The organism is Nocardia harenae NBRC 108248 (genome assembly GCF_001612885.1).
Classification (GTDB): Bacteria; Actinomycetota; Actinomycetes; order Mycobacteriales; family Mycobacteriaceae; genus Nocardia; species Nocardia harenae.
The window spans coordinates 17,120-42,935 of the sequence record NZ_BDBH01000016.1; the positions used below are offsets into that span (position 1 = coordinate 17,120).

The 25,816-nt window shown below is 72.6% G+C and carries 22 protein-coding genes; 13 read left to right on the forward strand and 9 right to left on the reverse strand.

The window, feature by feature from the left end:
* Nucleotides 1-6 precede the first annotated feature (6 nt).
* From glnT to NH2_RS26615, 6 genes are all read left to right on the forward strand, one after another.
* Nucleotides 7-1,341, forward strand: a complete 1,335-nt coding sequence (gene glnT / locus NH2_RS26590; RefSeq protein WP_067660249.1) for a type III glutamate--ammonia ligase — start codon at nucleotides 7-9, stop codon at nucleotides 1,339-1,341.
* Nucleotides 1,342-1,352: 11 nt separating this feature from the next.
* A complete protein-coding gene (locus tag NH2_RS26595) occupies nucleotides 1,353-2,255 on the forward strand; it encodes a class II glutamine amidotransferase (RefSeq protein ID WP_067660253.1) in 903 nt (300 codons plus the stop codon).
* Nucleotides 2,237-3,079 carry a GltB/FmdC/FwdC-like GXGXG domain-containing protein gene (locus NH2_RS26600; protein WP_245650785.1) on the forward strand — a complete coding sequence of 281 codons (843 nt, stop codon included), beginning with the start codon at nucleotides 2,237-2,239 and terminating at the stop codon, nucleotides 3,077-3,079. The genes NH2_RS26595 and NH2_RS26600 overlap by 19 nt, the downstream gene beginning before the upstream one ends.
* Nucleotides 3,080-3,089: 10 nt before the next feature.
* Complete coding sequence (locus tag NH2_RS26605; protein ID WP_067660256.1) at nucleotides 3,090-4,403, forward strand: FMN-binding glutamate synthase family protein; 1,314 nt, start codon at nucleotides 3,090-3,092, stop codon at nucleotides 4,401-4,403.
* Nucleotides 4,403-5,656, forward strand: a complete 1,254-nt coding sequence (locus NH2_RS26610) for an allantoate amidohydrolase (RefSeq protein WP_067660259.1) — start codon at nucleotides 4,403-4,405, stop codon at nucleotides 5,654-5,656. The genes NH2_RS26605 and NH2_RS26610 overlap by 1 nt, the downstream gene beginning before the upstream one ends.
* Nucleotides 5,657-5,740: 84 nt before the next feature.
* Complete coding sequence (locus tag NH2_RS26615) at nucleotides 5,741-6,184, forward strand: nitroreductase family deazaflavin-dependent oxidoreductase (RefSeq protein ID WP_067660262.1); 444 nt, start codon at nucleotides 5,741-5,743, stop codon at nucleotides 6,182-6,184.
* Nucleotide 6,185: 1 nt separating this feature from the next.
* On the opposite strand, the gene aroQ is transcribed toward NH2_RS26615, so the two are convergent.
* Together aroQ and abmR are read right to left on the reverse strand one after the other, a co-directional pair.
* Nucleotides 6,186-6,626, reverse strand: coding sequence for a type II 3-dehydroquinate dehydratase (gene aroQ, locus NH2_RS26620; RefSeq protein ID WP_067660265.1), 441 nt, complete (start codon nucleotides 6,624-6,626; stop codon nucleotides 6,186-6,188).
* Between the two features lie 24 nt (nucleotides 6,627-6,650).
* Nucleotides 6,651-7,229, reverse strand: coding sequence for an ATP-binding transcription factor AbmR (gene abmR / locus NH2_RS26625; protein ID WP_067660268.1), 579 nt, complete (start codon nucleotides 7,227-7,229; stop codon nucleotides 6,651-6,653).
* Between the two features lie 415 nt (nucleotides 7,230-7,644).
* On the opposite strand from abmR, the gene NH2_RS26630 reads away from it, so the two are divergent.
* The gene (locus tag NH2_RS26630; protein WP_084505930.1) at nucleotides 7,645-9,243 is read left to right on the forward strand and encodes an NTF2-like N-terminal transpeptidase domain-containing protein; all 1,599 of its coding nucleotides are present in this window, start codon (nucleotides 7,645-7,647) and stop codon (nucleotides 9,241-9,243) included.
* A 99-nt stretch (nucleotides 9,244-9,342) separates the two neighbouring features.
* On the opposite strand, the gene NH2_RS26635 is transcribed toward NH2_RS26630, so the two are convergent.
* The 3 genes from NH2_RS26635 to NH2_RS26645 form a co-directional block, all read right to left on the reverse strand.
* Nucleotides 9,343-9,705, reverse strand: a complete 363-nt coding sequence (locus NH2_RS26635; protein ID WP_067660364.1) for a DUF3054 domain-containing protein — start codon at nucleotides 9,703-9,705, stop codon at nucleotides 9,343-9,345.
* Nucleotides 9,706-9,779: 74 nt separating this feature from the next.
* Entirely contained in the window at nucleotides 9,780-10,865 is a 1,086-nt protein-coding gene (locus tag NH2_RS26640; RefSeq protein WP_067660275.1) for a lysylphosphatidylglycerol synthase transmembrane domain-containing protein, read from the reverse strand.
* Nucleotides 10,866-10,869: 4 nt separating this feature from the next.
* A complete protein-coding gene (locus NH2_RS26645) occupies nucleotides 10,870-12,390 on the reverse strand; it encodes an adenylate/guanylate cyclase domain-containing protein (RefSeq protein WP_174552881.1) in 1,521 nt (506 codons plus the stop codon).
* A gap of 110 nt (nucleotides 12,391-12,500) precedes the next feature.
* Between NH2_RS26645 and NH2_RS26650 the strand changes: the two genes are divergently transcribed.
* The 4 genes from NH2_RS26650 (at nucleotide 12,501) to NH2_RS26665 (ending at nucleotide 16,767) form a co-directional block, all read left to right on the forward strand.
* Nucleotides 12,501-13,811, forward strand: coding sequence for an AI-2E family transporter (locus NH2_RS26650; RefSeq protein WP_067660278.1), 1,311 nt, complete (start codon nucleotides 12,501-12,503; stop codon nucleotides 13,809-13,811).
* Nucleotides 13,789-15,024 (forward strand): MacS family sensor histidine kinase, encoded by a 1,236-nt coding sequence (macS, locus tag NH2_RS26655; RefSeq protein WP_084505922.1) that lies wholly within the window; start codon nucleotides 13,789-13,791, stop codon nucleotides 15,022-15,024. Before NH2_RS26650 ends, macS begins: the two co-directional genes overlap by 23 nt.
* A 173-nt stretch (nucleotides 15,025-15,197) precedes the next feature.
* Nucleotides 15,198-15,830 (forward strand): response regulator, encoded by a 633-nt coding sequence (locus NH2_RS26660; RefSeq protein WP_067660282.1) that lies wholly within the window; start codon nucleotides 15,198-15,200, stop codon nucleotides 15,828-15,830.
* A 283-nt stretch (nucleotides 15,831-16,113) separates the two neighbouring features.
* Entirely contained in the window at nucleotides 16,114-16,767 is a 654-nt protein-coding gene (locus tag NH2_RS26665; RefSeq protein ID WP_067660373.1) for a DUF1707 SHOCT-like domain-containing protein, read from the forward strand.
* Here the strand turns inward: NH2_RS26665 and NH2_RS26670 are convergent, their stop codons facing one another.
* On the reverse strand, nucleotides 16,768-17,961 hold the full coding sequence (locus NH2_RS26670; RefSeq protein ID WP_067660285.1) for a helix-turn-helix domain-containing protein: 1,194 nt from the start codon (nucleotides 17,959-17,961) through the stop codon (nucleotides 16,768-16,770).
* 288 nt (nucleotides 17,962-18,249) lie between these two features.
* Between NH2_RS26670 and NH2_RS26675 the strand changes: the two genes are divergently transcribed.
* On the forward strand, nucleotides 18,250-18,702 hold the full coding sequence (locus tag NH2_RS26675; protein ID WP_067660287.1) for a hypothetical protein: 453 nt from the start codon (nucleotides 18,250-18,252) through the stop codon (nucleotides 18,700-18,702).
* A 549-nt stretch (nucleotides 18,703-19,251) separates the two neighbouring features.
* A complete protein-coding gene (locus tag NH2_RS26680) occupies nucleotides 19,252-20,946 on the forward strand; it encodes a DUF2339 domain-containing protein (protein WP_281202070.1) in 1,695 nt (564 codons plus the stop codon).
* A 70-nt stretch (nucleotides 20,947-21,016) separates the two neighbouring features.
* Here the strand turns inward: NH2_RS26680 and NH2_RS26685 are convergent, their stop codons facing one another.
* The 3 genes from NH2_RS26685 to trmB are packed head-to-tail and all read right to left on the reverse strand — an operon-like array spanning nucleotide 21,017 to nucleotide 25,736.
* On the reverse strand, nucleotides 21,017-24,217 hold the full coding sequence (locus tag NH2_RS26685; protein ID WP_067660293.1) for an MMPL family transporter: 3,201 nt from the start codon (nucleotides 24,215-24,217) through the stop codon (nucleotides 21,017-21,019).
* Nucleotides 24,217-24,927, reverse strand: coding sequence for an NYN domain-containing protein (locus NH2_RS26690; RefSeq protein WP_084505925.1), 711 nt, complete (start codon nucleotides 24,925-24,927; stop codon nucleotides 24,217-24,219). Before NH2_RS26690 ends, NH2_RS26685 begins: the two co-directional genes overlap by 1 nt.
* The gene (gene trmB, locus NH2_RS26695) at nucleotides 24,924-25,736 is read right to left on the reverse strand and encodes a tRNA (guanosine(46)-N7)-methyltransferase TrmB (RefSeq protein ID WP_067660296.1); all 813 of its coding nucleotides are present in this window, start codon (nucleotides 25,734-25,736) and stop codon (nucleotides 24,924-24,926) included. The genes NH2_RS26690 and trmB overlap by 4 nt, the downstream gene beginning before the upstream one ends.
* Nucleotides 25,737-25,816: the final 80 nt, after the last annotated feature.

Genomic DNA, 25,816 nt, shown 5'->3' on the forward strand with positions numbered 1-25,816 from the left:
ACCCGCATGTCCGACACCGCCACCGTTTCCGCCCTCCCGACCAGTACTCCCTCACTGACCGAGCTGGCCCGCGAGTCCGAGACCACCTTCGTGCTCGCGCTCTTCACCACGCTCTCCGGAAAGCCGTGCGCCAAGCTGGTTCCGGTGCAGGCGATCGGCCGGCTGGAGCGGGACGGCGTCGGCTTCGCCGGGTACGCCGCCGGGATGATGGGCCAGGAGCCGCGCGACCCCGATCTGATCGCGCTGCCCGACCCGGCCTCCTTCACCCCGATCCCGTTCGTCCGCCCCGGGCTGGCGCTGGTGCACTGCACCCCGCACGTCGAGGGCGAGCCGTGGCCGTTCGCGCCCCGGGTGATCCTGCAGCGCACGCTGGCCCGCGCCGCGGCCTTGGGGTACGCGGTGAATGTCGGCGCGGAGATCGAGTACTTCCTGGTGGACCGGGCGAGCGGCAGGCTCGCCACCGCGGACGCCGCCGACGTCAGCGCCCAGCCCTGCTACGACGCCCGCGACGTCACCCGGATGTACGACCACCTCACCGAGGTCTCGGCGGCGATGAACGCACTCGGCTGGGGCAACTACGCCAGCGACCACGAGGACGGCAACGGCCAATTCGAGCAGAACTTCGACTACGCCGACGCCATGACCACCGCCGACCGGGTGATCACCGCCCGCTACCTGCTCTCGGTGCTCGCCGAGAAGCGCGGCATGACCGCCACCTTCATGCCGAAGCCGTTCACCGACCGGACCGGCTCCGGCATGCACCTGCACCTCTCGCTGTGGCGCGACGACGCCCCGCTCTTCCCCGGCGCCGACCCGCAGGGGCTCGGGCTCTCGCCGCTGGCCTACTCGTTCCTGGCAGGCATCCTCGACCACGCCTGCGCGCTGCAGGGCGTGATCGCGCCGACGGTGAACTCCTACAAGCGCACCGGCGCCACCTCGACCACCAGCGGCGCCACCTGGTCGCCGCGGCGTGCCACCTACGGCGGCAACGACCGCACGCACTTCCTCCGCGTCCCGGACGGCAACCGGGTGGAGCTGCGCGGCGCCGACGGCTCGGCCAACCCGTACCTGGCCGCCGCCGCCACCATCGCGGCCGGGCTGGACGGGGTCGAGCGCGCCGCGCACCCCGGCCCGCTCGGCGCGAGCGCCGCCGCCGACCTGCCGATGACGCTGGTGCACGCCATGGACGCGCTGGAGGCCGACCCGGTGCTCACCGCCGCGCTCGATATCGCGGGCCCCGGCGTCGCCGCCTACTTCGCGCAGGCCAAGCGGGCGGAGTTCTTCGCCTGGCACAACACGGTCTCGGACTGGGAGATCGACACCTACCTCACCGCCTTCTGAAAGCGAGCGCCATGTGCGGAATCGTCGGGCTTCACCTGCGTGACGCCACCCTCTACTCCCGGCTGGGCGAGCTGCTCACCGGCATGCTAGACCAGATGTGCGACCGCGGGCCGGACTCGGCCGGGATGGCGGTCTACGGCGACCCGGTCTGGTCGCCGCCCGGGCATGCCACTGTCTCGGTGCTGGACAGCCCGCTCCCGGCCGCCGAACTCGCCGCGCTGCTCAGCGCCGCGCTCGGTGCGCCGATCGAGGCGCACGACCTGACCCCGACCGTCGTGCTGCACGGCCCGGTGGCGCACGAGCCGCTGATCGCGGCGGTGCGCGCGACCGCTCCCGCGGCCAGGGTGATCGGCTTCGGCGCCGACCTCACCGTGCTCAAGGGCGTCGGAAACCCGACCGAGCTGGCGCACCGCTTCGGGCTGCCCGCCGCGCAAGGGTGGCAGGGGGTGGCGCACACCAGGATGGCGACCGAGTCGGCGGTCACCGCGGAGGGGTCGCACCCGTTCTCGGTGGGGCCGGGGCAGTGCCTGGTGCACAACGGCTCGTTCAGCAACCACATGAGCATCAGGCACGAATTGCAGCGCGCCGGAGTCGAGTTCGACAGCGACAACGACACCGAGGTGGGGGCGCGGTTCGTCGCGCGGCAGCTGGCCGCCGGCGCCGACCTGGAGAAGGCGCTGCTGCTGCTCAACGAGGCCTTCGACGGCTTCTACACGCTGCTGGTGTCGACCGCCGACTCCTTCGCGGTGGTGCGCGACGCCATCTCCTGCAAACCGGCGATCGTCGCGGAGACCGATCGCTGGGTGGCCATGGCGTCGGAGTACCGCGCCCTGGCCGAGCTGCCCGGCGTCGCCGACGCCCGGATCTTCGAACCCGAACCGGAAGAGGTGTACGTATGGCGCCGACCGCAGTGAGCCGAGACATGGCCCGCGCCGGGGAAGGGGTCCCGGCGCCCGGCGGCACCGAGGCCGGAGCGCTCGTCGCGCGCGCGGGCAGCCGCACCGCCGACGCGGAAGGCGCACCGGTCGAGACCGGTCGCGCCGGGGCCGCGCCGGTGCGGAGCCGTCGCACCATCGACGCGACCGCCGCGGGGGTGCGGGCGGTGAACGCGCTGCTCGCCGGAGCGGAGCGCCCGGCCGAACTCACCATCACCGATCCGCGCGGGGCACATGCCCTTGCCTGCGGGCTGAACGACGAGGTCGAGGTCACCATCGAGGGCCACGTCGGCTACTACTGCGCGGGCATGAACCAGCGCGCCACCGTCACCGTGCACGGCAGCGCGGGGGTGGGGGTGGCGGAGAACATGATGTCCGGCACCGTGCGGGTGCGCGGCGACGCCTCGCAGTCGGCGGGCGCGACCGCACACGGCGGGCTGCTGGTGATCGATGGCAATGCCGGTGCGCGCTGCGGCATCTCGATGAAGGGCGTGGACATCGTGGTCGGCGGCGATATCGGGCACATGAGCGCGTTCATGGGGCAGGCGGGCAGGCTCGTCGTGCTCGGCGATGCCGGGGAGGCGCTGGGCGATTCGCTCTACGAGGCCCGGCTCTACGTGCGCGGACGGGTCGCCTCGCTCGGCGCCGACTGCGTGCGCAAGGACATGCGCCCGGAGCACCTGGCCGAGCTGGCCGAGCTGCTCGCCGCCGCGGGCTTCGACGCGGACCCGGCCGAGTTCACCCGCTACGGCTCGGCCCGCGAGCTGTACCACTTCCACGTCGACAACGCGAACGCGTACTGAGGAGGCCCCGATGACCGGAACCCTGCCGAGGGAATCCGCCACCTTCGATCGCGGCGTGATCGCCGAGATCCAGCGCGCGGCCGAGACCGGCATCTACGACATTCGCGGCTGGGGCGCCAAGCGCAGGCTGCCGCACTTCGACGATCTGCTCTTCCTCGGCGCCTCCATGTCGCGCTACCCGCTGGAGGGGTACCGGGAGCGCTGCGACACCGACGTGGTGCTCGGCGACCGCCATGCCAAGCACCCGCTGCACCTCGACATCCCGATCACCATCGCGGGCATGAGCTTCGGCGCGCTCTCCGGCCAGGCCAAGGAGGCGCTCGGCCGCGGCGCCGGCGCCATGGGCACCTCGACCACCACCGGCGACGGCGGCATGACCCCGGAGGAGCGCGGGCAGTCGAAAATGCTGGTCTACCAGTACCTTCCCTCCCGCTACGGGATGAACCCGGACGACCTGCGGCAGGCCGACGCCATCGAGATCGTGCTGGGCCAGGGCGCCAAGCCGGGCGGCGGCGGCATGCTGCTCGGGCAGAAGATCACCGAGCGGGTGGCGGGGATGCGCACCCTGCCGCAGGGCATCGACCAGCGCAGCGCGTGCAGGCACCCGGACTGGACCGGGCCGGACGACCTGGCCATCAAGATCCTGGAGCTGCGCGAGATCACGCAGTGGGAGAAGCCGATCTACATCAAGGTCGGCGCCAGCCGCACCTACTACGACGTCAAGCTCGCGGTGAAGGCCGGGGCGGACGTGGTGGTGGTCGACGGCATGCAGGGCGGCACGGCGGCGACCCAGGAAGTCTTCATCGAGCACGTCGGGATTCCGACGCTGGCCGCGATTCCGCAGGCGGCGCAGGCGCTCCAGGAGCTCGGGGTGCACCGGCAGGTGCAGCTCGTCGTCTCCGGCGGCATTCGCACCGGCGCCGACGTGGCCAAGGCCATGGCGCTCGGCGCGGACGCGGTGGCGATCGGCACCGCGGCGCTCATCGCGCTCGGCGACAACAGCCCGCGCTACGCCGCCGAGTACGCCGCGCTCGGCAGCGCGGCGGGCAGCTACGACGACTTCCAGGAGGGGCGCGATCCGGCGGGCATCACCACCCAGGACCCCGAGCTCGCGGCCCGGCTCGACCCGGTCGAGGGCGGGCGCAGGCTCGCCAACTACCTGCGCGTCCTGACCATGGAGGCGCAGACCCTGGCCCGCGCCTGCGGGAAGTCGCACCTGCGCAATCTGGAGCCGGAGGATCTGGTCGCGCTCACGGTCGAGGCGTCGGCCATGGCGCGGGTCCCGCTCGCGGGCACCTCCTGGATCCCCGGAGCGGTGGGGTGATGACGGGGCTGTTCGCGACAGCGGACGCCGCGCGGGCGTTCGACCCGCTGTGGGGCGAGATTCTCGACGTCGGGCGCGACCCCGGCACCGGCGGGTACCGCCGCTTCGCCTGGGCGGACGCCGACCGCACCCTGCGCGAGTGGTTCGCCGGCTGCGCGGCGGCCCGCGGCATGGACCTGGAGGTGGACCGCAACGGCAACCTCTGGGCCTGGTGGCTCCCGCCCGGCTGGACCGGGGAGCCGGAGAACGCCTTCGTCACCGGCTCGCACCTGGACTCGGTCCCCGACGGCGGCGCCTTCGACGGCCCGCTCGGCGTGGTCTCCGCCTTCGCCGCGGTGGACCTGGTGCGCGCGCGGGGGATCACACCGCGGGTGCCGGTTGCGGTCACCTGCTTCGTGGACGAGGAGGGCGCCCGCTTCGGCGTCGCCTGCATCGGCTCCCAGCTCAGCGCCGGTGCGCTCGCCCCCGAGCGCGCCCTCCGGCTGCGCGACGGCGACGGCGTCACCCTGGCCGAGGCACTGCGGAGAGCGGGCCGCGATCCGGCCGCGCTCGGCCCGGACCCGCTGCTGGACAGCAGGATCGGCGTCTTCGTCGAGCTGCACGTGGAGCAGGGCCGCGCCCTCGACCTGGTGGACCGCCCGCTCGCCCTCGCCTCCGCGATCTGGCCGCACGGCCGCTGGGAGTTCACCTTCACCGGCGAGGCCAACCACGCGGGCGCCACCCGCCTCGTCGACCGCCGCGACCCCATGCTCACCTTCGCCACCGCCGTGCACGCCGCCCGCAGCAGCGCCGAGAAGCACCGCGCCGTCGCCACCTTCGGCAAGGTGCTGGTCGCCCCGAACGGCACCAATGCCATCCCGTCCGCCATCCGCGCCTGGCTGGACGCCCGCGCCGCCGACGAGGCCACGCTCACCGCCCTGGTCACCGAGATCGAGACCTCGGCGGGCAAGGCCGCCGCCGGGGACGGCATCGGCTTCACGGCCGAGGCCGAGTCCCGCTCGCCCGTCGTGGAGTTCCCGCCGGAACCACGCGCGCAGCTGAGCGCCGCGCTCGCGCACCTCGGCGACGTCCCGGTGATCCCCACCGCCGCCGGCCACGACGCCGGGGTGCTCGCCGAGCGGGTGCCGACCGCCATGCTCTTCGTCCGCAACCCCACCGGCGTCTCGCACTCCCCGCACGAATTCGCCGAGGCCGCGGACTGCCACCGGGGCGCGGCGGCCCTGGCGGAGGTGATGGCGGCCTGGGTGCGCTGAAACAGAGAGCACTGCTCTTGACTCCGGGCACCGCCTCGTGGAACACTTCTCTCAATAGAGAGCAGTGCTCACAAAGGAGAGATCATGACCGCCGAGTCCCGCTACCTCGCCCCCGCGGGCGGCGACAATGTCTTCAACCGGCTCGTGCGCAGATTCGCGCGGTGGGGCATCAGCCTGGCCGGGTCCAGGGAGCTCGCGGTGCGCGGCCGCAAGAGCGGCGAGTGGCGCACCGTGCCGGTGAACCCTATGGAGATCGATGGCGCGCGCTACCTGGTCTCCCCGCGCGGCCACACCCAGTGGGTGCGCAACCTGCGCGCCGCGGGCGGCGGCGAGCTGCGGCTGGGCCGCAGGGTCGAGCCGTTCACCGCGGTCGAGGTGGCCGACGCGGAGAAGCACCCGCTGCTCCGCGAGTACCTGCGGCGCTGGGGCTGGGAGGTCGGCCGGTTCTTCGACGGCATCGACAAGAACGCCACCGACGAGCAGCTGGCCGAGATCGCCCCCGGCTTCCCGGTCTTCCGGCTGAGCTGACTCAGCCGCGCTCGATCAGGAACTCGATCGCGGCCGCGTAGCCGAACACGCCCATGCCCGCGACCACCGCCGTGGCGATCGGCGAGACGAAGGAGTGGTGCCGGAACTCCTCGCGGGCGTGCACATTGCTGATGTGCACCTCCACGACCGGAACCTCCGGGATCACCAGCGCGTCGCGCAGCGCCACCGAGGTGTGCGTGAGCCCGCCCGGGTTGATCACGATGCCGGACTCGACGCCGCGCGCGGCATGGATCCGGTCGATCAGCGCACCCTCGGAGTTGGAGTGGAACGCGGTGACCGCGCGGCCGTGCCGCTCCGCCGTCCGACGGCAGAGCGCCACCACGTCGTCCAGGGTGTCCGAGCCGTACACCTCCGGCTGCCTGGTGCCGAGCATGTTCAGGTTCGGGCCGTTGAGCACCAGGATCGGGCCGGAGGCTGACATGCGGGCAACCCTACCGGGCCGGGATCAGAGATCCTTCGGCCCTTCGGCGCGCAGGTCGTCCACGGTCTTCATAGCCGAGCGCAGCTCCGCCAGCCAGGACTCGGCGTGCTTGCCCGCCAGCCGGACGGTCCAGGCCAGCGCGTCCGCCCTCGACCGCGCCACCCCGGCGTCGACCAGGGTGTCGAGCACCTTGCGCTCCGGCTGGCGCAGCCGGGTCATCACCGGCACCGCGAGGTGGGTGAAGAGGATGCGCTCGCCGTCCACCGTGATGCCCCAGGCGATATTGCGCCGGTAGCGGTGCTGCGCCTCCTCCGCGATCCGCATGCGCGCCGAGCGGGTGCCCTCGCGGAACCGCGCGATCGCGCCCTCCTTGGTCGCGGCCGGGATCTCCTCGCCCTCGCCGGGCTGCTCGCCGGGCGGCGTCAGCCGGAGCTCGCCGACCACCACGATCTCGTCGCGGTCGATCTCCAGCGTCGGCGGGCCGACGAACCACTCCTCAGGCAATCTCCCGGCGAACCAGTCGGCGGCATCCGCCGCATCCGGGAGGTCGGCCTGCTGCCAGCCGCCGGGCCTGCCGAATCCGCGTCGCTGTCCGTGTCCCATGACGTCACCTGCCTGTCCTCTGTATTGCAGTGATTACAAGATTACGTCGCAACGGCTCTTACCGGTTGCGCTCAGCGCGAACACGCCCGGGGTCCACCCGAATCGCCGAAGCGGGCGGCTGGCTGCCCGCCCGCAGGGCGGGGCCGGTACGGTAGCGGCGCCGGTTGTCTCCACAGGGCCGGGCGAAGGTCATGATCGGCCCCCGGCTCGCCGGGTTTTGGCACAATGGAGTTGCTGAGCATGCGTGGCGTCCCCGGTGCTCGAGGTGTCGCCGGCAGAGACTGGTCGGATACGGTTGTCTTGTTGCTGAAGTGACAAGAGTGAAGAGTGGGCGGACATGGATGTGTGGGGATCCCGCCGCTTTCGCCTCCGGAGCGCATTGGCACTCGTGGGGGTGGCGGCTATCGCGATCGCGATGGGATCATGCGGTGTCAGCGAGCAGCGGAACGAGGCGGAGGCGGTTGTCGAACGGTTCACGGAGTTGCTCGACGATCGTGACTACTCCGCCGCCGCCCAGCTGACCTCCTACCCCGCTGCCGCTTCGGCAACTCTCAAGCAAATGTTCGAGGGGCTGGACCCCGGCACCGTCGACTACGCCAAGACCCAGTTCATCGCGCTGGACGCGGAGTCCGGGATGTACAGCATGGACGTCGACTGGTCGTTCGGCGAGAACAAGCAGTGGCGCTACTCGCTGCAGGGCAATGTGCGCAAGCTCGCCATCGGCTGGCGGATCTCCTGGGAGCCCAGCGTCGTCATGCCGCCGCTGCAGAACAACCGCACCGTCCGGCTGGTGCGCACGCTGCCCGCGCCTGCGCCGAAGGTGGTCGACATCGCGGGTGCGCCGCTGATGACCGAGCAGAACATCAATGTGGTCAAGCTGGATCCGGCCCGGATCGGCGACCCGGTCGCCGGCACCGACGCGCTGGCCCGCGCCATCGAGCCGGTCGCCCCGCTGATCACCGGCCCCGCGCTCATGCAGCAGCTCGCCACCTCGCAGGGCAAGCCGATCGTCGCGGTGAACCTGCGCGACGGCGACTTCGAGATCCTGGAGCCCGACCTGGTCGCGGTGCCCGGCGTGGTGATCGAGAAGCAGCCGCGGCTCATCTCCGCCGACCGCCGGGTCTGGTCGCCCATGCTGGACGCCCTGCGCAAGGTGCAGCAGGAGAGCCAGGAGGCGCACTCCGGCTGGGGTGTGCAGCTCTTCGAGCCGGACGGGAAGTTCGCCGGGCAGGTCGCCGGGTTCCAGGGCCCGCCGGGGCCGGATATCGCGGCCACCATGGACCAGCGGCTACAGCGCGCGGCCGAGGACGCGGTGGTGAGTTCGGCGACGCCCGCCTCGATCGTCGCCATTCAGCCGTCCAGCGGCGCGGTGGTCGCGGTGGCGCAGAACAGCCAGGCCAGCGAGCACGGGCCGGTCGCCTTCACCGGGCTCTACCCGGTCGGCGGCACCTCCGAGCTGTTCCGGCAGGTCGCCTCGGTGACGCACGGCAAGCCGCCGCAGGAGGTCACCGGGCAGGAGGCCGCGGACGCGGCGGCGCTGCTCGGGGTGGGGGTCGACTTCCAGGTGCCGGGGCTGGACGAGGTCACCGGGCGGCTGCCCGGCGGCCGCGGCGCGGAGCAGGTGAGCCAGAACGGCGGCGGCGATGCCATCCTGGCCAGCCCGTTCGGCATGGCCATCGCCACCGCCGCGGTGGCCCGCGGCGCGCTGGCGCCGCCGATGATCGAGGTCGGCCGCCCCGGCGCCACCGACGCCCCGCTCGGCGGGCTGAATGCGGAGATGGTCGACCGGCTGCGCGGGCTGCTGCGCGAGGGCACCGGCCGCCCCGAGTTCACCTCGGTGCGCGGCTACCGCGACGTCAGCGGGCTCGCGGCCACCGCAGGCGCCGATGGCTGGCTCCTCGCCACCATGGGTGACCTGGCCTTCGCCATCCACATCGACGCCGTCGACAGCGGTGACGCCACCGCGCGGATGGCGGCCCGGCTGCTGCAGTCGCTGGCCGCCCCCGACTCCTGACCCGGCGGAAAGCCCGCGGCGGCGCGCCGGTCGCGGCCCGCGCCGGCGCTGCGTGCCGGTCACCCCGGCGTGGACACTGCGGCGCGCTTGCCGGGCAGGTCAGCCCAGGGCGGAAACCGCGGCGCGCCAGCCGAGCAGGAAGAGCGCGAGCACCCCAGCCGCCACCAGCACGAAGCTGACTGCGGTGCCCTGACCGGAGACGGCGCGCAGCGCCATGCCGCCGGCCAGGGTCACCGCCCAGATCAGCACGCCGGACGGCCACAGCGCGGAGCCGTCGAAGGCGTCGGCGGTGCGCCGCGCCAGCAGCACTGCGCCCAGCCAGCCGAGCGCCAGCCCGGCGGCGAACGGCCACACCGTGCGCAGCAGCCCGGCCAGCACCGCCTCCTCGTGGCTGCGCCTGCCGATGGCGCAGAACAGGATCACCAGCACGACATCGACGAGCAGCGGCACCAGGGTCCTCACGGCCTCCGAGCGTACCGACATCGCGCGCAGGTCATCCGCGCGGCAGGCCGGTCGGGTCGCCCGCGGACGGCGACCTACAGCGGGCGGCGGGACTCGAACTCCCGCTCGTACTCCGCCTCGTCGGCGTGCCGCGTGCGGAAGAGGAAGGCGAAGACGATCCAGCCGACAATGGCCACCAGCACGAAGCTCACCATGCGGTAGACGAAGGCGGCGGCGACGGCCTGGGCCGCGGGCAGCCCCGCGGCCACGGTGAGCGCGTAGATCAGGGTGGCGTCCACGTAGACGATGCCGCCGGGCGCGAACGGGATCGAGCCCACCGCCTTGCCCGCGGCGAAGGCGATGAGCAGCCCGGCCCAGACCGGGTCGCCGCCGATGGCGTAGCAGGCGGCGCCGAGGCAGGCCACGTCGGCGAGCCGGTGCACCACGGCCCAGAACCCGACCAGCGCGCCGTCGCGGGTGCTGAGCCGCACCGACTCCAGCTGCCCGAGCATTTCGGTGATCGTGGCGAAGCCGTGGTCCCTCGGCCTCTTGCGCACCCGGTTGACCAGCGCGAGCCCGCGCCGGAGCAACGCCTCCAGCGAGCCGGGGCGGCGCGAGAGGTAGTTGCCCGCGGCGACCAGCGCGGCCACCGCGGCCAGCGTGAGCACCAGCTGGGCCGGGCCGATCCGGTCACCGGCCAGGATGGCGCCGCTCACCCCGAGCAGCGCGAGCCCGGCCGCGGCGACCACCCCGGAGAAGACCAGCTGCCAGGAGGCGACCACCGGGTTCGCCCCCCAGCGCCGGGTCTGCCGGTAGGTGAACGCCGTGGAGAAGACCTGCCCGGCGGGGAGCGTCACCGACATGGCGGTGGCGCCGTAGACCACCGCCACCGAGCGCGACTGGCTCACCGGCACCCCGCCCGCGCGCAGCAGCTGCTTCTGCACCCGGCCGAAACCGCTCATGGAGAGCGCCTGCAGGAAGACGCAGAGCGCCACCCAGCCCCAGTGGATCTCGGTGAGCTTCTGCCAGCTCTCGTGCAGCCGCGGCCAGAGGTAGACGCCCTCGCCGATCAGCAGCGCCAGCAGCGCGATGCCGAGGATCCAGCGCAGCCAGCGGGAACGGGCCGAGCGCTTCGGGACACGGCGCTCCGGGGTACCCACCCGTTCGCCGTTGGCCGTCACTGTCTCAGCCTATCCAACGGGCCTGTTCCCGGTCGGTGGCGCCGCGCGCACCGTCCTGCTCCCGTGGCCAGGCCAGCAGCGTCATCCGGCGGCGCCCGCGCAGCTGCACCTCCTCGCCGGTGACCCAGAAGCTCTGCTCGCCGTCGTCCGCGAAATACAGCGCGCTGCCGGAGGCGAGCACCCGCTCCGGGCGGTCCTTGGCGAGTTCGGTCAAGCGCGACGCCTCGTTCACCGGATCGCCGATCACGGTGTACTCGAACCGGTTGGCCGCGCCGATATTGCCCGCCACCGCCAACCCGGCCGAGACCCCGATGCCGATATCGAGGCCGGGCACCTCGCGCAGCGTCTCGCGCAGCTCGCGGGCGGCGGCGAGCGCGGCGGTCGGCGCGTCCGGGCGGTCCAGCGGGGCGCCGAAGATGGCGAGCGCGGCATCGCCGACGAACTTGTTCACGAAGCCGTGGTGCCGGTCGATGACGTCGACCACGATCCGGAAGAACTCGTTGAGCAGGCTCACCACCTCGGTCGGCGGCCGCTCGGCCGCGGTGGCGGTGGAGCCGACCATGTCGACGAAGAGCACCGCGACGAACCTGGTCTCGCCGCCCAGCTCGGTGCCGTAGTCGAGGGCGCGCTGCGCGACCTCCTCGCCGACGTGCCTGCCGAAGAGCTCCTGGAGCTGGCGGCGCTTGGCCGCCTCCTCCATCATCCGGTTGAAACCGACCTGGAGCAGCCCGATCTCGCTGCCGTCGAAGACCTCGACCTGCACGTCCACCGAGCCCGCCTGCACCCGGTCGATGGCCTGGCTGAGCTGGCGCACCGGGTCGGAGATGCTGGAGCCGGTGAGCATGGAAAGCGCCAGGGCCTGCAAGATCACCACGCCGCAGAGCAGCAGGATGGAGACGGCGAGCGACTGCGCCGAGAACTTCACGTCCGAGGAGATCTGGGTGACGCAGAGCAGCACGATCGCGATGGTCGGCGCGAAGGTGCCCATGCCCCAGGTCATCGCCATCCTGGTGCCGACGCCCGGAGTCAGGGTGTGGTCGAAGGTGCCCTCGGTGAGCGCCTGCGCCGCGACCGGGCGCAGGATGCGCTCGCCGAGCATGTAGGTGAAGCCGAAGACGATGGTCGCCGCCATGCACTGGGTGACGATCACCGCCAGCGCCAGCTCCGGCGAGTCGAGCAGGATGAAGGCGGTCAGGATGCCGCCGCCGACCAGCCAGATGAGCAGGTGCACGATGGCCTGCCGGAGCGGGGCGTGCAGCGCGGCCATCTGCTCGCGCCTGCTCGGCGGCCCGCCGCGCATCTGCCAGCGCATGACCGGGCGCAGCATGAGCGCCGACGCGGTGAGGCTGAGCACCCCGCCCGCGGCGAAGACGATGGCCGGGACCAGCAGCCCCGTGCGCCGCGGGCCGCCCTGCTCACCCTCGGGGACCGGCAGCCCGTACTGGATGAAGGCCCAGACCAGGATGGCGCCGAAGGCATTCGCCAGCAGCATGGAGGTCAGGTAGATCGGCCACCGCGTTCGCATGGTCTGTTTGACCGCTGCGATTGCTTCGAGGGGCGCCGACACGACAAACAATCTAGCGTTTCGATTCCGCGCGCACGGCAAGCGGCGGGTCCGGCGGATACGCTCGCGGAATGACCGAGGCAGGGGCGAAGCCGGAGCGGCATCCGGCGGACGCGGTGCACCCGCTGGTCCGGCAGTCCGCGGAGTGGGCCTGGCGCCTGCTGGTGATCCTGGCGGCCTTCGTCGCGCTCAGCATGATCGTGCAGCGGATGGCGACCGTGGTGATCCCGCTCGCCATCGCGCTGCTCGCCGCCGCGCTGCTGGCCCCGCTGGTGGACTGGATGCAGCGCCGCGGGCTGCCGAGGGCGGTCGGCGTGTTCGTCACGCTGCTCGGCTCGATCGGGCTGGTCGCCGGGGTGCTGACCTTCGTGGTCGAGCAGTTCGTCGACGGCGTGCCGCAGCTCTCCGACGAGGTCACCAATAGCATCCACACCATCCAGGACTGGCTGATCAACGGCCCGCCACACCTCAGCGACGACCAGATCCGCAGCGCGGGCGACACCATCGTGCGCACCATCCAGGACAATCAGGACAGCGTGACCAGCGGCGCGCTCACCACCGCGACGGTGGTGGGGCACATCCTCACCGGCACCTTCCTGACGCTGTTCATCCTGATCTTCTTCCTCTACGGCGGCGACCAGATCTGGGATTTCGTCACCCGGATCGTGCCGACCCCGCACCGCGCCCGCACCCGCACCGCGGGCAGGCTCGGCTTCGGCTCGCTGGTCGGCTTCGTGCGAGCGACGGTGGTGGTCGCGGCGGTGGACGCCATCGGCATCGGCGCCGGGCTGGCCATCCTCGGGGTGCCGCTGGCGCTCCCGCTCGGCTCGCTGGTCTTCGTCGGCGCCTTCATCCCGATCATCGGCGCCTTCCTCGCCGGGTTCATCGCGGTCTTCATCGCGCTGGTGACCAAGGGGTTCGTCACCGCGCTCATCGTGCTCGGCATCATCATCGCGGTCATGCAGCTGGAAGGGCATGTGCTGCAACCGCTGCTGCTCGGCCGCGCGGTGAGCATCCACCCGCTGGCGGTGGTGCTGGCGATCACCGCGGGTGTCGTGCTCGGCGGGATCGCGGGCGGGTTGCTCGCGGTGCCCTTCGTCGCGGTGATGAACACCGCCATCCGCTCGCTGCTCGCCGGGGAGCCGGAAGAGATGTTCTCCGAGATCAAACCGGTCACCGCGGAGCGCGGGCTCTACGACGCCGAGCCGGACGACATGCCCGCGCCGGAGCGGCTGGAGCTGGGCACCGTCGCCGCCGAGGAGGCCGCGCGGGCCCGCTTGCGCAAGCGCGGGGGCGCGGCCGCGACGGAAGCCGATGGCGGGGCGGGCGTGCGGCCGGAGTCCGGCGGAGATGACACCGATGAGCGACCCGCACCCGGCTGACCCGGCGGGCGCCGTCCGGCGGGCCGACCCGGCGGACGGCGTGCACTCGGCGGGCGCCGCCGTCGCCCCGCTGTGGCGCGCCGCGCAGGCGTTCCGGCTGGTCACCCTGGTGTACGCGGTCGGGCAGCAGATCGCCTCGGTGCCGAACTACCACAACCAGCGGCTGAGCTGGGTGCTGATCGCGCTCATGGCGGTGTGGTCGGGGGTGAGCGCGCTCATGCTCTCGCAGTGGCACTTTCCCGAGGTCGCGCGGCGGCTGCGGGTGTGGGTGGTGATCGGCGATCACGTGGTGGTGATCCTGCTGATCGCCTCGACCCGGCTGGTCGCCGACTACGACTGGTACCACGGCCACCAGACCCTGCCCACCACGCTCTGGGCCACCAACGCCGTGATCTCCGCCGCCATCCTGCGCGGCCCGGTCGCCGGGGTGCTCTCCGGGCTGCTCATCGCCGCCGTCGCGCTGACCGTGCGCGACCAGTGGGGCAACGACGTCTGGGCCGATGCCACGGTGCCGGTGCTCGTCTCGGTCGGGCTCGCGCTCGGGCTCGCCGCCGAGACCGCGCGCCGGGCACAGGGCCAGGTGGAGCGCGCGGTGCGGCTCACCGCGGCCGCCGAGGAGCGCGAGCGGCTGGCCCGCGAGGTGCACGACGGCGTGCTCCAGGTGCTCGCCTACATCAAGCGCCGCGGCACCGAGATCGGCGGCGCCACCGCGGAACTCGCGCGGCGCGCGGGCGAGCAGGAGGTGGCGCTGCGGGTGCTCCTCTCCGAGCAGGGCGCGCGCCCGCACGGCGAGCCTGGCGCCGAGGTCGACCTGCGGCCGCTGCTCACCGCGCAGGCCCGCCCCGACGTCTCGGTCTCCACCCCCGGCGAGCCGGTGCTCATCGGCCGCGCCGCCGCCGCCGAGCTGGACGGCGCGGTGCGCAACGCGCTGGCCAATGTCGCGCAGCACGCCGGGCCGGAGGCGAAGGCCTACGTACTGCTGGAGGACACCGGCGACGAGCTCATCGTGAGCGTGCGCGACGACGGCGTCGGAATACCGCCGGGGCGGCTGGCCGAGGCCGAGGCGGAGGGGCGGCTCGGGGTGTCGCGCAGCATCGTCGGCAGGCTGGCCGCGCTCGGCGGAACCGCGGTGCTGCTGACCGAGGAGACCGGCGGAGTCGGATTCGGTACCGAGTGGGAGTTCCACGTGCCGCTGCACCGGGTGGCACCATGAACGGTGTGAGCGAGTCAGGCCCGGAGGCGGGAGCGGAGCGTAGCCACGGAGGGCCCTCGCGCACGCCAGATGGATACGGTGTGAGCGAGTCAGGCCCGGAGGCGGGAGCGGAGCGTAGCCACGGAGGGCCCTCGCGCACACCAGGTGGATACGGTGTGAGCGAAGTATCGGTCATGGTGGTGGATGACCACCCGATGTGGCGTGACGGGGTCTCCCGCGACCTCGCCGAGGCGGGTTTCACCGTCGCCGCCACCGCCGACGGCGTCGGCACGGCCGCCCGCCGCGCCGCCGCCGTCCAGCCGGACGTCGTCCTCATGGACATGCAGCTCCTCGATGGCACCGGCGCCACGGCCACCGCCGAGGTGCTCCGCGTCTCCCCGCACAGCCGGGTGCTGGTCCTCAGCGCCTCCGCCGAGCGCGACGACGTGCTCGAGGCGATCAAAGCGGGCGCCACCGGCTACCTGGTGAAGAGCGCATCGGCCGCCGAGCTGATCGACGCGGTGCGCGCCACCGCCGCCGGGCAGCCGGTCTTCACCCCCGGGCTGGCCGGGCTGGTGCTCGGCGAGTACCGCCGGATCGCCACCACCCCGCCCGCCGCGGACGAGCCGCACCGCCCCGCGCTCACCGACCGCGAGACCGAGGTGCTGCGCATGGTCGCCAAGGGGCTCTCCGCCAAGCAGATCGCGGGCAGGCTCAACCTCAGCCACCGCACGGTGGAGAACCACGTGCAGGCAACGCTGCGCAAACTCCAGCTGGCGAACCGGGTGGAGCTCACCCGCTACGCCATCGAGCAGGGCCTGGAGTAGGACGCCGGTCTCCGGGTTCGCCCTGATGCCGCGGCGGCGATTCCGTCGGTAATCTCGAAGGATGGGTGGGTCCGAGGCAGAGTCAGGTGAGGAGCCCCGCGTGCGCGAATCAGGTCCGGTGGCGGAGGCGGAGCGCGACGATCCGCGCGCACAGCACGGCCCCGGCGTGCTGGAATCGGGCCGGGTGGCGGCGGCCGGACGTGACCATTCCGGCGTGCGCGCGTCCGGCTCGGTGACCGGGGCGCAGCCGAGCCACGCCGGGCCCGCGCGGGACGTGCACGGCGTGAGCGATCGGGAGCTGCGGGTCTCCGACGCCGAGCGCGAGCACGTCGGGCAACTCCTGCAGCGCGCGGTCGGCTTGGGCATGCTCTCGCTCGGCGAGTTCACCGAGCGCATGGACACCGCGCTGGCCGCCAAGACCCGCGGCGAACTCAATGCCGTGCTCATCGACCTGCCCGGCATGCGGCTGATCGGCCGCCCCGCGGCGCCCTCCTCGAATTTCGTGAACACCCCGTCCGGCCCCGGCTTCGCCCCGCGCCCGGCGCCGCCGCTCGCCGGCGACCACGGCTCGGTGATCAGGGCCAGGATGTCCGGCGTCACCCGAAGGGGCCGCTGGCAGGTGCCCCCGGTGCTGCGGCTGAACTCCTGGATGTCCTCGGTGACCCTGGATTTCACCCAGGCGATCATGACCACCCAGGTGGTAGAGCTGCACATGGACGACTACTGCAGCGGCCTCACCCTGGTGGTGCCGACCGAGACCACCGTCGACCTGAACAATATCGACCTGATCGGCTCCAGCATCAGCAACAAGGTGCGCACCGGCCCGCCCTTCGGCAGGCTGCACCTCGTCGTGCATGGCCGGGTCCGCTTCGGCTCGGTCACCGCGAAACACCCGCTCAGCGCGCACTGGCGCAAGCTGATGGGGTATCAGCACTGATCAGGCGTGCACACCGAGCCTGCGCGCGAAGGTGCGCAGCGGCAGCCTGCGATCGTGGTCGAGCAGCTCCGAGACGATGTGCCGCGGCAGGGTCTGATACTTGAGCCAGTCCGCGCCGCCGACCCGCTCGGCGTCGAGCAGCGTGTCCAGCGCGCGCTCGCGCCTGCCGGTGCGGGTCAGCGCGACCGCGGTATCGGTGAGGTGCCGTGCCCGCGAGGCCTGCGGCAGCCCGCACCGCTCCGGCATGGCGGCGGCGGCCGTGAGCGCCTCCGGGTAGCGCTCGGCCGAGATGTTCACGTCCACCGTCTGCATGACCACCTGGGACGGGCCGAAGTAGGTCTCGTAATCGCGCCGGTCGGCGCCGAGCCGCCCCGCCACCTCGCTCGCCGCCTGCACCAGGGCGAGCGCCTCCGGCACCTCCTGTGCCCGGCCTGCCGCCGTCGCGCCCTGCAGCACCAGCGAGCCGTAGGCGGCCAGCTGCGCGGCGGCGACCTCGCCCTCCGGCTCCACCTCGGCCGCGGCGCGCAGCGCGACCCCGCGCGACTCCGCGTACCGCCCCTGCACCAGCAACTGCCAGGCCACCGAGCCGCGAATCGTGGCGAGCAGCAGCGGATCGCCGCCGAGTTCGGCGGCGGTGAGCGCCTGCCGGATGGCGAGGAAGGCCGGATCGGTCTGGCCCAGGTGCACCAGCGTGCAGCCGGTGACCCAGTACATCCGGGCAAGCAGCTCGTTCGCCGGGGCCACCGAGCCGTTGCGCGCGGCGTGCACCGTCGCGCGGAGCTGGGTGAGCCCGGTCGGCAGCAGCGAGGTGAGCAGTTCGTAGCGGCCGGTCCAGTAGGCGCCCCAGGCGTACTCGACCGCGCGGCGGCCCTCGTCCAGGTCGGCCGCGGCGTCGTCCGGTGCGGCGCCGAGCAGGTCGTCGACGGGGGTGAGGGCGCGGCGGATGGCGACGATGCCCGCGTCCGGATCGGTCGAGGGGACGCCGCCCTGCTTCTTGCCGATCAGGTCGGCGATATCGACGTCGAGCGCGCGGGCGATCTTCTGCAGGCTCGCGATGGAGGCCGTCTGCCGCCCGCCCTGCTCCAGCTTGCGCACCAGATCGACGCTGACCCCGGCCTGGTCCGCCAGTTGCCGCTGGGTCAGTGCGCGCCCCCGGAAGTACCGGATCCGCACTCCGATCATCGAATCGTCCATGCTCACCCTGCCCCTTTGTTACATCCAGGTTTCAGGATACGACGCTATTCCGCTTCCGGTGTGGCGAGTGGGACATTGCGTACGACTCGATGACGTGTCTTTGGAATACCTTTGCATTTCTGCAACTTTGACGACTGCAAAGGGCGGGCAACGAATGATCACCGATCCCGAGATCTTCGTACGGGCCCGGAGCGCGGAACGCGCGACGTGGCCTGCGACACCGGAACAGCGACGGAGCTGCGGCCTCCTACTACCCGAAACCGGCGGCGCGGGGGAGGGGTGAGGGCGATGTTCGAATCCTGTCACTCCCCGCACGATGTGGCCTATCTGCTCCGACATCGGTACGGGCTGCCGGTCCAGCTCTTCGCCGGGCGTCCGACCGTCAGCACCGGCTCGGTGCTCGGCGCCGTCGTCATGCCGCCCGAGCTCGGCCGCGCCGTGCTGAGCCGGCTGGAGCGGGAGCGGCCCGCGCCGGTGATCGCCGACCCCGGCGAGGAGAACTGGACCTTCCTGGTCACCCCGCCCATGCCGCCCGCGCCGCTGGACATCCGGGAGCGGCACACCCTCGCCGGGCACCGGGTGACCGTGGTGCCGAGCGGGCGTCACGTGATGCTGCCGACCACGGATACCGGCGTCGGCTACCACTGGGTCGGCGAGCCCGGCGCGGGTGCGCTGGCCATGCCCGCGCGCGGTGCGGTGCTCGCCGCGGTGCACGCCGTCACCCGGATGACCGCCGCGTAATCGCGGGTCGGGTAGATCCCGGCGGTGCGGCGGGGGTTTCTACTCATGCCGCCGAGGGGCCGCTGCGCCGACGATGGGTGCATGAGCACACTCATCGATCCGGCCCTGGTTGCGCGGTTGTCCGGGGAGTTCACCGATCTGGGTACGCGCATGGGCGCACTCGGGCGCGATCTGGACCTGCTTCGAGTCCAGATCGCGCCCGCCGCCGTCGATTCTCCGGCGGCGGGCGCTGCGGGGTCGGTCGCCGCCGGTTCTGCCGGGGGTGAGCCTCCGGCGCCCTCCGGTGCCGATGCGTCCGCGGCGTCGGCACCTGCTTCGCCGGTTCGTCCCACCGGTGATCCGGCCGGTGTGTGGCAGCGGCCGGTGCCCGGTGCCCCGGTGCCGTCCGGTGTGATGCCGGGGGCGCGGCCGGTCGCGGCGAGTGGTCCTGCGGTTCCGCCGCCCGGCCGGCCCGCTGTGGCCGGTGCCCCGATGGCGCCCGATCCGCGGGCCGGGTGGCGGCCCGCTCCGGCCGCTGCGATGGCACCCCCGCCCGGACCCCGCCCGCCGGTGCCGCCGAACGCCTGGCCGCAGCCCGGTGTCCCGCCGTACGGGCAGCGCCCATCCGGCACCCCACCCCCGTACACCCGCCCGCCGCGGACCACCCCACCGTGGTGGCAGCGCGAGGGCGTGGTGAGCCGCCTGCTGGCCGTAGCGGGCGTCGCGGTGACGCTGACCGGCGTCGTCATGCTGCTGGTCCTCGCCGCGCAGGCGGGCTGGTTCGGCCCGGTTCCCAGGGTTGCCGCAGGCGCCGTGTTCAGCGCCGCCCTCGTCGCCGCCGGTATCCGGGTCTCCGGTCGCGCGGGTGGCCGGGTCGGCGGCATCGCGCTCGCGGCTACCGGTATCGCCGGTGGCTACCTGGACGTCCTCGCGGTGACCACCCTGTACGGCTGGCTGCACCCGGTCATCGGTCTCGCGGTCGCCTTCGGCATCGCCGCGGGCGGCGTCGCGCTCGCCATGCAGTGGCGCTCGCAGCCGTTCGCGGTGCTGGTCGTCGCAGGCGTCGCCGCGCTCTCCCCGGCCGTCACCGGCGACCTCGCACTGATCGCCTTCCTCATCGTCCTCATGGCCGCCTGCCTCCCGGTGCACCGCCGCTTCGACTGGCCGGTGCTGCAGATCGCCCGCACCCTGCCCGCCGTCCTCGCCACCCTCTGGGCCGTCGGCGACGCCGTGATCAACGACCCGGCAGCGGCCCGCGTGCTCTGGATCCTGGCAGGGGCCACCGCGATCGCCCTGCTCGGCGCCGTCGGCGTGGTCGACAGCGTGCGCCGCCGCCCGAAGGACATCGTCGCCACCGTCGCCTTCGCCCTGTCCACGGTCCCGCTGCTGAGCATGCCCGCGCTCTTCGACCGCCCCGCCGCGGCCGTCGTCTCCGGCATCACCGCCGCCGCCCTGCTCGGCGCCGCTGCCCTCACCTCCGCGACATTCGCTGCCCCGCTGCGTATCCCGCTGCACACCAGGGCCACCGCCGCGGTGGCGGGCGCCCTCGCGCTACTCGCCGCCTGCGTCACCGTGACCGCCGACGACACCCTGCCGATCGCGCTCCTCGCGGTCGCCGCTGGTTTCCTCGCCGTCGGAGGCCAGGCGAAGTCGCTGCTCGCCGCGCTGCTCGGTACCGCGTTCGGCATCCTCGGCACCGGTCTCCTCGTCACCCTGGCCAACACCGAGACCCTCGCCACCCAGCGCCTCGCCGTCGACGACCTCGGCTTCACCACCGCCATCGCCGCGGTCTTGGCGGTAGCCGTCGCCGGGCTCGGTTTCCGCTGCCTGCGCACCGTCGCACCCAACCGGGACACCGGCGCGGACTCCGTCTTCGGCGTCATCGCCGCCCTGATCGCGCTGTACGCCACCACCGTCACCACGGTCTCCCTCGGCGTCGCGACCGGCGCCGAGGACGGCTTCGTGGCCGGTCACAGCGCCGCCACCATCCTGTGGATGGCGGGCGCCACCGCCGCCCTCTTCTCCGGCCTCCGGCTCCTGACCTCGGCTCCGAGCGCTGCCAAGGTCGCCCTGGTCTCCGGCCTGCTCGTCACCGCGGCGGCCCTGGCCAAGCTCTTCCTCTTCGACCTCGCCACCCTGGACGGTCTGGTCCGGGTCCTCGCCTTCCTCGTGGTCGGCGTCCTGCTGCTGCTCGCGGGTACCCGCTACGCCCGCGCCTTCGCCGACGCCGCGGCCGAGCGGCAGGAGAATTCGGCGGCCGAGTGACCGAGCTGCCGTACCGGATCGAGCGCGTGCCGCACCGCCGAGATGGCGTCGGGCTGGTCGAGATCGACGGCTACTCTCCGTCGCGCCTGCGCAGCAGTTCGTTGACGCTGACGGTGCGGCCGTCGTCACCGGGACGCGGATGCTCGGCCGCGGAGATGCGGCGGCGGGAGGAGCGGAGTTCCGCCATCCAGTCCTCGATGCTGTTGCGGCCGTCCGTGCCGGGAGTGGGGGTCTCCGGGGCGGGGGCCGCGGCGGGACCGCCGTTGCCGCCGCCGAGCTGGGTGGCGCCCGCGCCGCTCGGGGTGGCCTCGCCGAGCGGGGGCTCGGGGCGGTGGGGGCCGTGGTCGCTCGCGGGGGAGTGGGGGTGGGTCGGCTGGTCGACGGTGCGCGGGGGGAGGACGCGGGCGCGGCCGGTCGGGCGCGGTTGCGGGCGGGAGGGGTCGTGCGGGCCGGGGGGCATCACGCGGGGACGCGGGGAGCTCTGGTCGGCCTGGCCGGTGGAGAGGTCGAGGAGGGGGGCCGGCGAGCCTGCCGCCGGGCGGCCGGTGTCGGCGAGTCCGGGATCGCGGGGGCTCGGGGTGTCCGGGCGCCGAGTATCCGGGCGGGCGAAGCCGCCGGGGCGTACCGGCTCGTCGGGCCGCGCCTGGCCGAAGCGAGCCGGATCGGGCTGCCGCGGCTCGTCGGGCCGCGCCTGGGAGCCGAGGCGAGCCGGATCGGGCTGCACCGGCTCGTCGGGCCGCGCCTGGCCGCCGGGCCGACTGGAATCGCCCAGCTGTCCGGCATCGAATCGAGCGGGCTCACCCGGTCGTCCGGAACTACCGGGCCGGCTTGGGTCGCGTGGTTGCACGGCACCGAACCGCACCGGTTCACCGGCACGCCGCGCACCGGACTCCTCCCCCTTCGCCCGGGAAACCGACGGCCGCTTGGCGGGCCGCTCGCGCCGCCCCCCGATCCGCGCGGTCGGCGCCTCCGACTCGATCTCCTCGACGGTCCGCGGCCGTCGCGGCGTCTTCCGCAGCTTGCTGGTGGAGACGGCGGGCATCACCATGGTCGGCGGGTCGGTGATCGGCGTGGTCTTCACCAGATCGACCACATCGTCGCCACCGGGCCGCTCGTCGGCGAGCAGCGGCTCGCCGAGCCCGATCTTCTCCTGCACCCGCTTCATCCAGGCCGGCGCCCACCAGCAGTCGTCGCCGAGCATCTTCATGACGGCGGGGACGAGCAGCATGCGCAGCACGGTGGCGTCGATGAAGAGCGCGGCGACCATGCCGTAGGCGATGTACTGCATCATCACCAGGTCGGAGAAGGCGAAGGCGCCGGTGACGACCAGGAGAATGAGCGCGGCGGCGGTGATGATCCGGCCGGTGTGCGCGGTGCCGACCCGCACCGCCTCCGTGGTCGACGCGCCCTTGCTGCGCGCCTCGACCATGCGGGAGAGCAGGAAGACCTCGTAGTCGACCGACAGGCCGTAGATGATCGCGATGATCAGCACGAGCACCGGCGACATGATGGGCTGCGGGGTGAAGTTCAGCAGCTCGGCCCCGTGGCCGTCGACGAAGATCCAGGTGAGGATGCCGAGCGTGGAGCCGAGGCCGAGCGCGCTCATGAGCGCGGCCTTGATCGGCAGCACCAGCGAGCCGAAGGTCAGGAACATGAGCAGCGTGGTCACGAAGAGCACCAGCGCGATCATCAGCGGCATCTTGCCGAGCAGCGCGTCGATGCTGTCCTTCTGAATCGTCGGCTGCCCGCCGACCAGCATGGTCACGCTGTCGGGGACGTCGATCGATCGCAGGTAGTCGATCGTCGGGTCGGCGTTCTCCGAGTCGGCCAGGGTCGCGTTGGTGCGGAAGACATCCGGCTGGGTCTGCGACTTGGTCGGGATCTCGAAGGCCGCGGCCAGCCCCGGCGCCTGGTTGACCTCCTTGAGCACCCGGCCGATGGCGGTGGTGTCCTCGGAGACGAAGATGATCTGGATCGGATCGGACTTGCGCAGCGGGAAGATCTGGTCGAATTCGGCCTGCGCCAGCCGGGTCGGGTTGTCCGGCGGCAGGTAGCGCTCGTTGATGCCGCCGAAGGCCAGGTTCTTCACCGGGATGATGAGCAGCAGCAGGATGATCGTGATCGGGATGGCGATCTTCAGCGGGTGCCGCATGACCCAGCGGGTGGTGCGCCCCCAGAGGCTGTTCTCCACCTCCTCGGCGGTCTTGGTCGCGCGGAAGCGCTTGAGCCCGAGCGCGTCCACCCGCTTGCCGAGGATGGCGAGCATGGCGGGCAGCACGGTGAGCGCGGTGACCGCGGCCAGCGACACCGTGGCAATGGCGCCGTAGGCCACCGACTTCAGGAAGCCCTGCGGGAAGAGCAGCATGCCGCCGAGGCTGGCGATGATCATGGTCGCGGAGAACACGACGGTCCGGCCGGCCGTCATCACCGAGCGCCGCACGGCGGCCCTGGTGTCGTACCCCTCGGCGCGTTCCTCGCGGAATCGGCTCACGATGAAGAGCCCGTAGTCGATCGCGAGGCCGAGGCCGATCATCGAGACCACCGGCGAGACGAAGGAGTTCACCTCGGTGTAGTGGGTGAGGAAGCGCACGATGCCCCACGCGCCGATCACCGTGAGCCCGCCGACCACCAGCGGCAGCGCGGCCGCGACGAGCCCGCCGAAGACGAAGAAGAGCAGCACGCCGACGGCCGGGATCGCCAGCAGCTCCATCCGCTTCTGGTCCTCGGCCATGGTGTCGTTCAACGTGCCCGCGACGGGCTGCAACCCGGCCACCTGGACGTCGATGCCCTCGATGTCGAAAGCATCCTTGACGTCGCGGAAGTTGCGCACCATCGTGGTGTCGTCGTCGCCGACGATGGCGATCGAGGCGAAGGTGTACTTCTTGTCCTTGGAGCCGAAGGTGAGCGGCGAGGCCTGCCCGGTCTCGGTCTGCCAGTAGGCGCCGTTCACCTTGGCGATCTGCTCCGGGTGCTCGCGCGGCAGCCGGTTCAGGCTGTCGACGATCTTGTCCCGGAAGGCCGGGTCCTCGATCGTCGTCCCCTCCGGCGCGGTGTACAGCACGATCACGTCGCTGTTGTGGTCGCGGCCGAAGGCCTCGTCCGAAATACGCGCGGCCTGCGCCGATTCCGAGGTGGGGTCGTCCCACCCGCTGGAGCTCAGGTGATCGCCGAGGCCGAGGCCGTAGCCGCCGAGGGCGAGCAGCGCCGCGCTGACGATGCCGAGAACGGCGAAGCGCAGCTTGAAGACCAGATCGCCCCAGCGTGTGAACACTAAGCGACTCCTTGGGCGGGGCGAGAGGTGAGCAATGCCGGCAGCGGCCGGAACGGCTGCAGCCAGGCACCCTCGTCGGGCAGCGAGTCGAGGCTCACCCGGGGCAGGGGTTCACGGAACACACCCGGGATGTCCTCGAGGTCGATGAACTCGAGGGTATCGGATGTGACGGCCCAACTCGCATGCTCTCGGAAGCCGAGCACCTGGGCGGGCACCCCGGCCGCGGCGAGCCGCTCCAACGGCTCCCGAAACGCCTGGCCATCGGCGGAGGCGACGATGATTCCGGCCAGCCCGCCGCCGCGATTCCGCTGCTCGATATGGCCCAGCATGTCGGCGTCGACGTCGGAATCCTCGTCGATCTTGGGTTTGGCGAAAACCGCATATCCGACGTTCCGGAGCGCCTCGACCCACGGCCGCACCACATCGGCGGTGCCCGGCGCGATATTGGTGAAGACCGTCGCCTCCGGCTCCACCCGCTGCGGGCTGCCCGCGGAGAGTTCGGCGGTGCGGGAGAGCAGCCAGCGGCCGAGCGCGTCGAAGCGGGGCCGGTAGGCCGCGGTCGGGCGGCCGCCGAGGATGGCGCCGAGCCCCATGTCCAGGTTCGGCGCGTCCCAGACCAGCAGCACCCGGCGGACCGCGGCGGCGGGCTCGCCGCCCTTGGCTCCGCCGGCAACCTCCACCTCGTCGTGGGTCGCGTCGCTGACACTCATGAGCCGATCTTCCCCCACACCAGCTCGGTGATGGCGCTACCGGCGCGATGTGCCTTGCTCTCGAACTTGGTGACCGGGCGCTCCACGCCGATCAGGGCGGTTTCGGCCAGCCGCGCCGAATCGCCGCCGGTGGCGTCGTTCAGCCCGGTCAGCAGCGGCTCGCCCGCCCCGACCTCGGCGATCTGCTCGGCGTACTCGGCGTGGTCGGTGGCGACGTGCAGCGTGCCGCCCGCGATCAGCCGGTCGGCGATCAGCGCGACGGTGGCGGGCTGCAGCAGCCGCCGCTTGTGGTGCCTGGCCTTGGGCCACGGGTCCGGGAAGAACACCCGGACCCCGGTGAGCGACGCCGGGGCGATCATGTTCTCCAGCACGTCCACCGCGTCGCCGCGGAGCAGCCGGATATTCGGGATCTGCTCGCGCTCGACCCGCTGCACCAGCTGGGCGAGGCCGGGCTGGTAGACCTCGATGCCGATCAGGTTCAGCTCCGGCTCGGCCTGCGCCATGACGGCGGTCGCGGTGCCGGTGCCGCAGCCGATCTCCACCACCAGCGGCGCCTCGCGGTCGAACCAGGCGGTGGCGTCCAGCGGCTCGTCGGCCACCTCGCGGCCGATGACCGGCCAGGTGCGATCCCAGCTCAGCTGCTGGTTCGGAGTCAGCGCGCCGCGCCGCGAGCGGAAGCTGGTGACCCGCGGGTAGAGCCGGGAGGCGGCACCGTGGCGTGGCTCGCGGGCCGGGGCTGTGGACGGCAGGCCCGGAACCGACTCGGCAGTGTGGTTGGCGGCGTCGTTCACGCCCCCATTGTCCAGCATCCCGCGAGCACGTCGGCAGCCGACCGCGCTCGCGGCGTCCTGCCTCTGGAAGAACTGATGCATACGGTGAAACGGTAGCG